At 36.8% G+C, this 12,585-nt stretch carries 10 protein-coding genes and 1 pseudogene; 1 reads left to right on the forward strand and 10 read right to left on the reverse strand.

Annotation, left to right across the window (positions count from 1 at the left end; genetic code table 11):
- The 7 genes and pseudogenes from U8D43_RS11260 to refZ all read right to left on the reverse strand — a co-directional run.
- Positions 1 to 695: pseudogene (locus U8D43_RS11260) on the reverse strand (IS1634 family transposase); the annotation flags it as partial.
- Positions 696 to 901: 206 nt separating this feature from the next.
- Positions 902 to 1,105: an alpha/beta-type small acid-soluble spore protein gene (locus U8D43_RS11270; protein ID WP_335871280.1), complete on the reverse strand. Its 204-nt coding sequence runs from the start codon at positions 1,103 to 1,105 to the stop codon at positions 902 to 904.
- Positions 1,106 to 1,221: 116 nt separating this feature from the next.
- Positions 1,222 to 2,433, reverse strand: coding sequence for a tRNA uracil 4-sulfurtransferase ThiI (gene thiI / locus U8D43_RS11275; protein WP_335871281.1), 1,212 nt, complete (start codon positions 2,431 to 2,433; stop codon positions 1,222 to 1,224).
- A gap of 4 nt (positions 2,434 to 2,437) precedes the next feature.
- Complete coding sequence (locus U8D43_RS11280; protein WP_335871282.1) at positions 2,438 to 3,586, reverse strand: cysteine desulfurase family protein; 1,149 nt, start codon at positions 3,584 to 3,586, stop codon at positions 2,438 to 2,440.
- 430 nt (positions 3,587 to 4,016) lie between these two features.
- The gene (locus U8D43_RS11285; protein WP_335871283.1) at positions 4,017 to 4,298 is read right to left on the reverse strand and encodes a hypothetical protein; all 282 of its coding nucleotides are present in this window, start codon (positions 4,296 to 4,298) and stop codon (positions 4,017 to 4,019) included.
- Positions 4,295 to 5,989, reverse strand: coding sequence for a septation ring formation regulator EzrA (ezrA, locus tag U8D43_RS11290; protein ID WP_335871284.1), 1,695 nt, complete (start codon positions 5,987 to 5,989; stop codon positions 4,295 to 4,297). The genes U8D43_RS11285 and ezrA overlap by 4 nt, the downstream gene beginning before the upstream one ends.
- 410 nt (positions 5,990 to 6,399) lie before the next feature.
- On the reverse strand, positions 6,400 to 7,056 hold the full coding sequence (refZ, locus tag U8D43_RS11295; RefSeq protein WP_335871285.1) for a forespore capture DNA-binding protein RefZ: 657 nt from the start codon (positions 7,054 to 7,056) through the stop codon (positions 6,400 to 6,402).
- Positions 7,057 to 7,335: 279 nt separating this feature from the next.
- Between refZ and msrC the strand changes: the two genes are divergently transcribed.
- A complete protein-coding gene (gene msrC / locus U8D43_RS11300) occupies positions 7,336 to 7,815 on the forward strand; it encodes a free L-methionine (R)-S-oxide reductase MsrC (protein ID WP_335871286.1) in 480 nt (159 codons plus the stop codon).
- A gap of 261 nt (positions 7,816 to 8,076) precedes the next feature.
- Here msrC and megL read toward each other — a convergent pair whose 3' ends face one another.
- From megL to U8D43_RS11315, 3 genes are all read right to left on the reverse strand, one after another.
- Positions 8,077 to 9,261 carry a methionine gamma-lyase gene (megL, locus tag U8D43_RS11305; protein ID WP_335871287.1) on the reverse strand — a complete coding sequence of 395 codons (1,185 nt, stop codon included), beginning with the start codon at positions 9,259 to 9,261 and terminating at the stop codon, positions 8,077 to 8,079.
- 126 nt (positions 9,262 to 9,387) lie between these two features.
- The gene (locus U8D43_RS11310; RefSeq protein WP_335871288.1) at positions 9,388 to 11,250 is read right to left on the reverse strand and encodes a sensor domain-containing diguanylate cyclase; all 1,863 of its coding nucleotides are present in this window, start codon (positions 11,248 to 11,250) and stop codon (positions 9,388 to 9,390) included.
- Positions 11,251 to 11,353: 103 nt separating this feature from the next.
- Positions 11,354 to 11,884 carry a hypothetical protein gene (locus U8D43_RS11315; protein WP_335871289.1) on the reverse strand — a complete coding sequence of 177 codons (531 nt, stop codon included), beginning with the start codon at positions 11,882 to 11,884 and terminating at the stop codon, positions 11,354 to 11,356.
- Between the last annotated feature and the right edge of the window lie 701 nt (positions 11,885 to 12,585).

The following is a 12,585-nucleotide window of genomic DNA, read 5'->3' on the forward strand; positions in this document are numbered from 1 at the left end:
GATTTCCTTTTGAAATGAGGGCAGAATCGGCTTGGTATAGGAGGTTCGACCAGTCCTCTTCTGACAGGGTTTCACGCAATTTCTGAACAAATTCCATGTTCCATTTCACATCCGAGGTGTTTCCATTCTCCACCTTGGCTACGATGGGGATCCCTTGAGGAGTGACGCCCATGCCCAGGACGATTTGCTTCAAATCCGGACGTTTTTGTTTACTGTATCCATACGTGACGGAAAGGGGTTCTTTTTCAGATAGACCAGAAGAAGAAGAATCGGGAAGATAATCGCCATACACGGAAAAGGAAGTCGTGTCGCAATGTAAAGTATCGAGTGCTACATTCAGTTGATTTAAGGTCGATAAGGCTAACGGGGTGTAGACTTTCCACGGATCGGCTTCGTATAAATAATCAAGGGCTCTTCCTAACGAATCATCATTGAACTGTTCCGGTTTTACATCCGGTCCAAAGAGAAGTTCAACATCTTGTTTTTGGTAAAATTCCTGGACCTTATAGAGAGGAGAATTTTGGACAAGGATGTTTAGAACCAACGCCTTGAGTCGGGTACCGGGGGGACAGGCCGCAGCGCTGTTGATCCCAAACGACCGACTCATTAATCTTTTCTTCAAACTGAATTTCATCCATTAATTTCGACAATAGTTGTGATGGTCCCACGTCTAACGTAAGTACTTGATTCACCATAATTTGACCCTCCACTTTCATCATTACTGTAAGGTTCTAGAAAAAGTGGAGGTATCCTTCATAAAAATAATATTTGGATATTTTTTCATGCGGAATGTGAGTTCTAACCTTCAGAGTGGGGTGTTATTTATCCCCTAGCTACTATCAGTAACATAAAAAAGAAGCGGGCTTTTGCCCACTTCTTGTAGCCATTCATATTTAATTATTTATTTTTGGTAGCCACCACCGATTTGTTGTTCAGCCATTTGAACGAGACGCTTTGTAATTTCTCCACCCACTGAACCATTAGCGCGAGCAGTTGCATCTGGACCTAATTGAACACCAAACTCAGAAGCGATTTCATATTTCATTTGATCAATTGCTTGTTGAGCTCCTGGAGCTACTAGTTGATTTGAACTATTGTTTGCCATGTGTTTTCACCTCCTTGTGAGTATAGATTGTGCGAAAACACATGACTTCATTCGATTTACCTGTTGGTAATTTTTCCTAAATTCATAGAATTCACAAATTACTGTGAATCATTTACTTAAAGCAATTCATCGAAAGCTTCGTCGGATGCTAGCTGATTTTCCAAGTTTATTGTCAAAATTTCAGTTTCTGCGACAGCTTCTGAAAGTAAAGAATCAAAATCAGCAAAGCTTTCGTAGTATTCTACCTTCTCTTTTTTTGGTCTCGTTTTTGGTGAAGGGGGCGTAAAAATCGTACAACAATCCTCATAAGGTAATATAGAGGTTTCATACGTCCCTATTTCCCGGGCCATCGAGATAATCTCGGTTTTATCATGGGCTACGAGCGGGCGGAGAATCGGTGTACTCGTAACTGCATTGATGGCTACCATGCTTTCCAACGTTTGACTAGCCACTTGACCAAGACTTTCTCCGGTAATGATTGCTAAACCATTCCTATTTTTACGAATCTCATCTGTTATTTTCAGCATCATTCTTCGAGTGGAAGTCATCGTATAGTTTTCAGGCACTTGAGCTTGGATTGCTTGTTGTACCTTCGTAAAAGGAACAATATGCAGTTTTACACTACCACTAAAAGCAGTTAATTGACGGGCTAACTCGACTACTTTTTCTTTTGCACGCTCAGATGTAAATGGAGGGCTATGGAAATGGACTGCCTCAAGTTCCACTCCTCTTTTCATTGTCAAATATCCCGCAACTGGACTATCAAGACCGCCTGATAACATAAGCATAGCTTTTCCGCTAGTGCCCACGGGCATTCCACCTGCTCCTTCAAAAATTTCACTCGACAAGTAGACCCCTTCTTTTCGAATTTCAATTTGAAGTTTAAGATCTGGTTGTTTCACATCTACTTTAAGTCCTTCAATTTTCGGTAAAATGTAGGATCCAACTAATTGATTCATTTCATTAGTGTCATGCAAATACGATTTATCAGCTCGCTTAACCGATACTTTGAAAGTCATCCCTTTTATGAAGGATTTTTTCACTAGATATAAAGCCGCAAGTTGAATTTCTTCTAAGTTTTGAGTGGTCTTCACAACTGGTGAAAAGGATTGTATTCCGAAAACAGTCCGTAATCGGTTCATCACCTCTCCACCGTTTTCACCGTTTAATAACAAATGCATACGGTCTCGAGTTGATTGAACATGTATTTTCGGCATGTCTTTTAACAGTTGAACAATGTTGTTTTTCAGTTTACTGACGAACAAGTTACGATTTTTACCCTTTGTAGATAATTCGCCGTAGCGGATGAGAATTCGTTCATAATTCATTTGCTTATGATCTCCTTATAACGTTCGAGTATTTTGAAATAATTTGGTTCAGGCGATATATAAATCCGGTGATATCTTCTTCAGTATTTTGAAAAGACAAGCTGATACGAACCGCACTATCTGCTTTTTCTTTGCTTTTTCCCATCGCTAACAACGTGGAACTCGGGATTTTTTGTTTCGATGAACAAGCACTAGTTGTCGAAATAAATATCCCTACTTCTTCAAAGGCATGTACCAGCACTTCCCCTTTTAGACCAATTAAAGAAAAGTTAATGATATGAGGTGCCGCGTATTCATCTGGAGTATGGATTTCTACGCCTTGAATTTCTTTTAATTTTTCTTTTAATAGTGAACTTAGTTGGTGTAACGATTTGAGAGAGTTAGTTGATTCCTCCCAATATAAACGCATGGCTTTGGCAGTGCTTACAATACCACCAGTATTCTCAGTACCACTGCGAAATTTTTGTTCTTGTTCTCCACCCGATAATAATGGAGAAAGCTCAACGCCATGTTTGACAAATAAAATTCCATTTCCTTTCAGTCCATGGAATTTATGAGCTGATAAAGTGCAAAGATCGACATGATTATTTTTCATGCACAATGGAACTTTCCCAAAACCTTGCACATGATCAACGTGAAATAGTGTTCTTGATCGCGAGGAAATCATTTCACCAATTTCCTTTAGCGGTTGTATGCTGCCAATTTCATTATTGACATGCATGATTGATACAAGGATGGTATCATCCCTTAACGACCTCTCAACATCCTTAGGATTGACCCTTCCCATTGAATCTACTGGTAAATAGGTAACCTCAAATCCAATTTCAACTAATTGTTGGCACGCTTCCTTTACAGAGGGATGCTCTATAGAAGAAGTAATTATATGCTTCCCGCGATTTCCGTAACGCAGAGCTACACCTTTAATAGCCAAATTATTCGACTCTGTTCCACCTGACGTAAAATAGACCTCATTGGTTTGAACACCAAGAAAGGATGCGGTTTGCTTTCTTGCTTGTTCAACAAGTCTTTCAATTTCACCTCCAATACCATGTAGAGAAGAAGGATTCCCAAAATAATCCAAACTCACTTTCAGAAACGTATCCAAAACTTCCGCATATGGTTTAGTTGTTGCGCTATTATCAAAATAAATCATATTGAACACCACCATTTATCATAAAGACCATTTGTTTATTTTTCATCCCCTTATCCTACCACAAGAATAGACTGTTTTCTATCTAGGTCCGCTTATTGTTGATCTGACATTCTTGTATGTAGACTTACCGATTTTTCATTAACTGCTGCACTACTTTTTGGCTTGTGTTGGAAATATTATCTACTTCTAACCTGAGGTTTCACAAATAAAATAGTAATTAATGCGAGATAGATCGACCTATTTCTTTGGACAAGGACCAGTTCGCAAAGTTTGTTGATTTTCGAACCAGTTTATTGATGGTGAAATTGCATTGTTTCGAAACATCTTTTCGTGTCATTTCGAACGTTTTTATGAATAATAACCTTTTTCTTTCAAAAACAACAATTCATACGAAAAGATCAAAAAAAGAAACCAATCAAATTGGTTTCTTTTACTGGTCGTTTACATAAAATAGGAGTTCATCAATGCTAATCTTCCCATTTTCCAATAAATGTGTTACTTCTTCAAAATGCAGCTCTTCAACTTTACCGGATAGAGAAGGCTCAGTCATTTCTTCTTTTTTTATTTCCTTTACCTTGGGTACCCGCGTTTCTTTACTAATGGTAGGCACTGCTTCTAGCGTTCTTTGAGAGGGAAACAACACCAAGCCAACTACTGAAATCCAGATGATTAAACAGGCAATACCTATAGTCCAAAAAATTACTTTTTTCACGATGATTCCTCGTTAATCCACGATTCAATCCTTTTTAATGCACCCGGTTCTACCCTTTCAACAGCTGCAGCTGCTTGTTCTAAGGCTTCTTGGTACTCGTACCTTCTAAAAGCTTCTTCAGCAACACGAAGTCCATCCTCTACTAATTCGTAGCGACTACGATATCGATTTCCATACTGAATCACCTTTTCTGCAAGTAACACTTGTTCCACAAGTTCTTTTGTTTTTGTGTAAAAATGTTGAACTGCATCTGCAGTTTGCTCTAAATTTTGGTTTACACTTTTCATATTTAGCGGCTTTTCGTTTAAGCTTTCAATTACATTTCCCATAAATTTCTTGGCCTGATCCAACAATTGCTTATGCTCTACCGACAAACCAGGAACATTGCTTTTTGATACTAGACGTCGAGCATCGCTTAATTGTTGCTTTAAGTCTTGAATTTTCTCTCGTGCTTCAATTTCATCTTTTCGTAAATTTTGTAGATGTTGAGCAAATTCCGTTTGACTTTTATGAATAACATCAAGCTCTTCGCCAATTTTTTGAAGCTCTTCTCCAATGAATGAAAATGCAGCTTCATTTTCCGATAACTCGTTTTCGAGTTTTGAGAATCTCTTAACAATTGACTTGAGCTGTTTTTCTAATTTCTGCGGAACATCTAATTCATCGTTTTCTAACTGATATCCCTGTTGAACAAAATCAGTATTAATTTTTAATGCGGCATTTTCTGCTCTAACTTCATCAAGTAAAAGTTTGATTTTAGGTTCATTTTGCATGATAAAATGTTTACTATGTACCTCTTGCTCTAAAAGGTCATACAAAGAATCAATCTTCTCTTTAACTGACGAGATGATACCCTCCACTTTCTCCACATCTAAATTCAAAATCAACTGTTTCATTTCTTCTAACTCTTTAATGTATTTTTGCACCTCATGATTGATTTCAAGATGATCCAATACATATCCTTGTTCCTTCATTTCTATATATCCGTCTAGTATTTCCTCTAATTGAGAAGGAATTATATTTTGGCATTGAGCTAAAAAATCAGGTGTCCGTTCCATATTCAGTGCTAAATTTTCATATTGTAGCTTTAAATTCAATACAAGTTCCCGGGCTTCTAAATAATTTCCCTCCGTTGTTAACTGATCAAACGAATCAAAAGCTTGTTTTATGCTTAGTAATTCTTGCTCTAGTGCGGCTGCAACTTCACCAAATTGATGACGGTGTGCCAACAGTTGCTTACGACAATCATGAAACTGAACACTCAATTCTTCAATTTCTTCGCGGTTCTTTTCTTCACTACCAATCAGTTCACTTAATTCCTCTAGAATTACATCAATTTGCTTTTCGACCTTCTCCAATAACACACTAACTTTCGTTGTTGTAAATTTAGCCTTATTAAAACGAAACTTATCGGCATATTCTTCAGCATCTAATAATAATTCTTCGACTTCTGGCAACGAAACGGCTACTATTTCTTCCCACTGACCACGCCATTTTTCAAACAAGTCTTCTGTTTGACCCGTCATATTTAATTGTTTGACTTTAGACATTTCCTCTAAAACAGGTCGATTCATGATGTCAACCTTCCAACCTTCAAGGGCGTCTATTTCTCGATAGTGTTTTCTTCGAAAAAATGTGCTTATACTAAAGATGATTATAACTAAAACGATGCCGCCAATAAGCAGTTCCATCATAAGCCTCCTGTTCCCACAAGCTAATTTATCTTCAAACGATCCGTAGCTGTAATTTTATTGCTTTTATGATACCATGAGAACGACATTTTTTGACGAATAAATTCTATTTTTTTGAAGTCTTTTCGCTTTTTTTTAGTAATTTTCTAAAAATCGATCAACATGCGTGCATTTCCTTATTATAACCCGACATTTTCACAATTGAAATTGAAGATTCTTAAAAATTGAAATAAATATTTTTTCGCTTCCATTCATTTTCTCAAATGTTTGATTCCTAATTTGAGTCGTTTAGGGTAACTAGAGACATGCTTATTCTCCAGACGATTTCGCATACTAAAAAGCCTGGTGTGCATTCTTTGATCGAATGCACACCAAGCTTTTCAAAATACGCTAAGCCTTCTTACTTGTGATTATCGATTAACAATCATGTCGCCTCTATCTTTACTTAATAAATTTGGTTGAATGAAGACATTTGTTAGCCACTGCTGAATGGTGACGAAATATCGTTCAGTGAACAATCTTTCACGAGTGTATAAATTCCAAACTTCTTCCATATATTGTTGGTTAATATATGGCATTGAAAGTAAAGATTTAAGGTGAATGACGGCATAAGAGACTGGAAAAGGAGAAAAAATTCCTTGCTGCATACCTTTCTCAAAAAAAGCTTTTAAGTAATATCGTTCTTTCATGAGGTAACTAGAAAAAATTTCCCTTACTACTTGGGAATCAACAGACACTTCTCGCCACACAAGGCGAGCTAGTTGGTATTGTTGACTTTGAAAATGAAGTACTTTTTTTATCGCAGATAACAATAACACATCTGCTCTTTCTATATCTAATTGGTATACTTCCTTTTCAAGAATCGCTAAATAAGGTTCGAAAAATCGAGTAAAACACTCTTCTAATAGCCCTTGTTTTCCGTTAAAGTGATAGGAAATATTCGAAGCATTGACCTTCGCTCGTTTGCTAATATCCCTGATTGCCGTTCCATGATAGCCTTTTGTGTTAAAGAGGTAGATAGCAGAGATCATAATTTTTTCTTTAGTGCTCGATGCGATCATTTTCATTCCTTTTCCCCTTTTCATGGCTATTAATTGAATTGTACCGGGCAATATACTAAACTAGTCCAAAAGGTATTTCGAATTTCGAAAAGCTTTACAGCTCCGATAGAGTGATACTGCCATTGGTCAGGACCCGCTTCTATATAGATGTTTAGTTGAAGCATCTGGGTTTAAAACTAACTTCTTCTTTTTGTCCAAAAATCCTTTATTAATTTCTCGACAAAAAAAGTAAATGTGGTTACCAATAGAACATGAAAAAAATTATTTGAAGAGTGAGGGAATGTTATGTTTCAAGCAGAAAATTATTCAGGTACAAAAGAAGAAAATTACACTCTTGTCATCAAGCAGTTACAAGCACTATTAGCTGGTGAAAAAAATGTTATTGCCAACTTAAGCAATGCTACTGCCATCTTAAATCAATTCCTAAACGATATTAACTGGGTCGGATTTTATTTAATGGAAGAGAATGAACTAGTTCTTGGTCCATTTCAAGGACTTCCAGCATGCATTCGTATTCCACTTGGAAAAGGGGTTTGCGGGTCAGCCGCTCAAGAACAAACGGTATATCGGGTAGGGGATGTGCACATGTTCCCAGGTCATATTGCCTGTGATGCCGCATCGCGTTCTGAAATCGTTCTGCCTATCATGAAAGAGGGAAAACTACTTGGAGTGTTAGATATTGATTCTCCTAGCAACGATCGTTTTGATGAAATTGACGAAAATATGTTAAAACAGTTTGTGGCTGCACTAGAATCATTTATATAGGCCCTATTCGGATACATTGTGACTATTTCATCTACTTTTTGATTAAACCGTTCATTTCTCTGTTGATTTCCATCAAAAATAGACGAAAAAATGCCCCTAAACAAAGCTATTTCGAAGGTTAAATACTTTTTTTCACAGAGTAGATAATTACTCTAAACGGATCACTATATTCCTTGCCATATAGTGATCCATTTTATTTTGCTTAGGAAATTACGCCTAGAACTAAACACAGAAACTATGTTAATAATCACCTTTACTTCATTACAACTTACTGAAACCCAAGCGGAGATCTTCTACTATATCTTCCCAGCCTTCCAAGCCCACAGACAAACGTAATAACCGTTCACTAATCCCCATTTTTTCTCTTTCTTCAATTGGCACTACTGCATGTGTCATCGAAGCAGGATGCTGGATCAACGTTTCTGCATCTCCTAAACTAACTGCAATTTTGATTAAACTTAAAGAATTCATAAACTGTTGAGCTGTGCATTTATCTCCTTTTAATTCAAAAGAAATTAACCCACCTGCTCCTCTCATTTGTTTCTTCAGTATAGAATAATCGGGTGAATCCGTATCTCCTGGATAATATACTTTCTCCACAAGAGGATGTGAAGTCAAGAACGAAGCGATTTTTTCTGCATTTTCACAATGACGATCCATTCGAATCGGCAATGTTTTTAAACCTCTCAGCAGAAGCCAGGCATCGAACGGGGAAATAATCCCCCCTATATCCTTTTGTGTTGTTCCTTGTATCTTAGACAGGATGTCTTCCGCTCCAACCACAATTCCCGCAATCACATCTCCGTGACCACCAATATATTTCGTTGCACTATGTACAACGAGATCACATCCTAGTTCTATTGGGTTCTGTAGATAAGGTGAACAAAATGTATTATCTACGATAACTGGAATTCCGCGTTCCCTCGCTATCTCAACAATTAAAGATAAATCAATGAGCTTCATGGTCGGGTTAATGGGAGTTTCCACATAGATACAGGCCGTGTTAGAGCGAATTACACTCTCAATATCTTCCCGACTGCTCATAGATGAGAAGTCATGTGTAATATCATATTTATTTTTCATCATTTGTAACAATCCAAAGGTACAACCATAAACGCCTTGTGAACAAACAATATGGTCTGATGCTTTGGTTAGCCCAATAAGCACTGCTGAAACGGCAGCCATACCAGAACTAAATGCCAATGCCTTTTCCCCTTTTTCTAATAAGGCCATACGCTCCTCAAGCATCCTAACTGTAGGATTCGCTAATCGCGAATAAATAAAGCCTTCTTCTTCACCTGCGAATCTTCTTTCTCCTTGCTCAGCACTGCCAAACGTAAACGTTGAAGTTTGATAAAGTGGTGGTGCCAAGCTATCACTATGTTCATTCGACGAATATCCATGATGGATAACATTTGTTTCGAACGATCGATTCCCCTTTGCCATCGAATCCCTCCTACTGTTGTAAACGCTTTCATTTTATCATAGTTTGAAATAAAAAGGGATGAAAACCTCTTATTCACTATCAAAAAATGCATTCGAGCACGAATGCATTTTTTGATTTATGATGATTTACTTTTGCACAACAACTTGATTCTTCCCTTTTTTCTTGGCTTCATATAGTGCTCCGTCTGCTTCCGTTAGTAATTTTGTTGCAGTAATTGTTTTATCCCGACTCCAATCAGATAACCCACAAGAGAGAGTAACATTTGGTTTGGTTCGAATAGGGCATTCTTCTACGATTTTTTCAGCAATATGAAAAACATCTGCTGTAGTGGTCCGAGGAAAATAAACGGCCATTTCTTCCCCGCCCCACCGTGCACTTAGTCCCAAGCCCTTCACTATTTCCTTTAAAAGATTGGCTACCTGAATCAGCACTTGATCACCGATATGATGACCGTAAGTATCATTGATTTTTTTGAAATCATCTATATCAAATAACAACAATGCACCTTGTGTCTCTTCTATCATCGAGCGCTCAATAAATTCATCCAAATGATTGCGAGAATACAATTGAGTGAGATGATCCGTAATGACCATTTTTTCTAATTTTTCTCTTAACATAGAATTGGTGAGAGCTAACGTAGAATGATGGATAAATGATTGTAATAATTTGTACATATCGAACGAAAATGAGTACGGTTCATAATGCAACACAAGGCAAAACCCGATAATCTCACTATGCTCGACCATAGGGACCGCCATAATAGAGCGGTAAAGTGGGTCCATATGATCAAACTTCCCATTTAAATCACCGATAAATAATGAATCATTATCTCTCAATATTTTAGATTCTACATATTGAATGTACTCTACTCCATTCCCATTTCGAAAAACTTCACTGCTTCCAGGCAATACATTATAACGCTCTATTCGATCTTGTAAGAATACAAATCCAATGGCAGATGCGTGGAAGGACTTTTGGATTTGAGCGTTTAAGAATGTTAATGTTTCAGACAATCGTAAATTTGAATTTAATCGATGAGAAAGTTCATTGATTAATTGTAAGTCGGAAATCAGCCTTTTAGATTGTTGATAAAGCTTTGCATTCTCTAGGGCACTTCCGGCTGTATAAGCTAACAATTTAATGAACTCTTTTTCCTTTTGTGGAAATATTTTCTGAGTAAGCGACCCAACCTGCATCACCCCATAGATTCCTTGCTTTCCTTTTAATGGTGCATAAAGCGTGGTGTTTCCTGAAACCGTACTTCTTTCAACTTGAATTTCTCCACTAACAAATGTATGCATCGCAGCAGTACTCGCATGATCGTAATCAAAATTCTGAATCGGTAGATTCCTATATTCTTGATGATCGTTTGATAATAAAAGGTGATAAGAATACAATGGGAATACTTTTTGGAGGGTCGAGATAATTTCACCTAAAAGCGTGTCTATTTCCATTGAAGAGTGAAAAGTTTCGGTCACTTTAAAAAGCTCGCGATATCGCTTTTCTTCTTCGATGACACTTCTCATGGAAAATAGTTTATTCATCATTCCCCTAGAAATAGCTATGAATTCTGTGACTATTTCCGTAAAGAGATTTCCGTTTGTTTCTTGAATGTCTTCTTCAAAACATAACAATCCGATTGGCACATTGTATTCATCACGGATAGCAATCACTTTTTTAAATTTCGATAATTCGTTAACGTTATGTATATCATCGGAACCAACGATATCGTTGGCCAAGAAGAGACTTTCTACTTCGTTTACTAACAAAACAGCGCCCTCATCATTCTTCCAAGATGGGCTGGTAGAAAAAAAATTCTCTGTACGTAGAAGAAGTCCCACGTTTTCTGTTTGCCAAACATCCCGCACTAGACTTACCCAATGATCTTCCCAGGTTTTATTATGGACATTAATAAAAGTGTATTCGCTCAAAAGATCAAATAGGTTTGCTTTATATTGCTGTAATATAATTGTCCCTTTTCTGCTCATTTCTACCACCTACATTTATAAAATCCTATTTTTATTATGGCTCTTCTCATATCCGCTATTTCTTTGGAATTAAAAACAACTTTTTTTGTAAAAATACCCTCTCTTATTGACTATGCACAATTTCTATTTCTTGGTCAAAAACAAAGAGCCACGTAGATTTTTCCTCATTTAGTGGGTGAATGGAGCGTAAATTTTCTGTGTCCATTGTAGGAAACACGACTTCTTTATTGCGAACCACAACGCTATTGTTTTTCACATCAAACAAAACTTGACTATCAATAAGATGATTGTCAAGTGGAGGCTCAGCTTTTTTTCTCATTAACGACAAATTATAGGAGATCCACTTTTTATTTTCCAGAGCCCAAAACTCATTTTTTTGGTCTGGATTTTTCTTTAAAGACACTACAACATTGCCTATTTCAATCCTGTCACGAACTGTAAAACGGTAATCGTCTTGAATATTCACTTCGTAGACTATAAGATGTTTGGTTTGATCAAGCTGCCTAGCTATAACAACAATTGGGTTTTGCGAAACATTACCTTCACTTATTACAAGAGCTTGAAGGGTTTGATTAGATGGGAAAAACGAAAAATTCCCATTATTCCTCCAAAGAAGGCCGATAGTTGTCACCAACAGAAAAAATCCTATTAATAAAAAACGAATTTTCCGCTCACGATTTGATTCTTTCATAACTGATCAATCACTCTTTTATCACAATTTTCCGTTCATAGATTTGGATTATATAAATTATATCATAGGAATATTTTCCTGCCTATTATATGTTAGATACACTTTCAATGAGATTCAGCTCTTTTCGTTTGTGCCTCTATAGTAGGAAAATTGAAACCTTGGATTTTTTAGTACATATTTAATGGCGGCCTCTTTTCGTATACATTTTGCTATTGATCCTTACATTTGGTTAAACATCTACTTTTACAGAAGTTACTCTCAAATAATCACAAAAACGACCGAAAACCAGCCTATCTCACAGTTTATATACTGGTTCTTAGGCAACAAATTTTGCGAATATAGCCTTTCAAAAAGAAATCACAGTAGTCATTCTCTTCTGTTAGAAAGATTCCGCAACTGATGAGCTTGTAATTAATATCCTCCTCCCTTGACATCTATCACAAAAAATCATATACTATTCTTTGTGTAAAATAATTGCAGCCTATATGAACGCTTTATGACGTATTTTATTCCTCTATTTTGAGGTGTATCGTGTAACCCTTTGCTGCAAGGGCGATGGTACATGAAAATAAAATCCGCCTAAACGATGTTTCATACCTGGTTTTTATTTTACAACAAAATAAAACCATTTAAAGGAGGAGTCA

The sequence above is a fragment of the Bacillus sp. 2205SS5-2 genome (genome assembly GCF_037024155.1).
Taxonomy (GTDB): domain Bacteria; phylum Bacillota; class Bacilli; order Bacillales; family Bacillaceae_K; genus Bacillus_CI.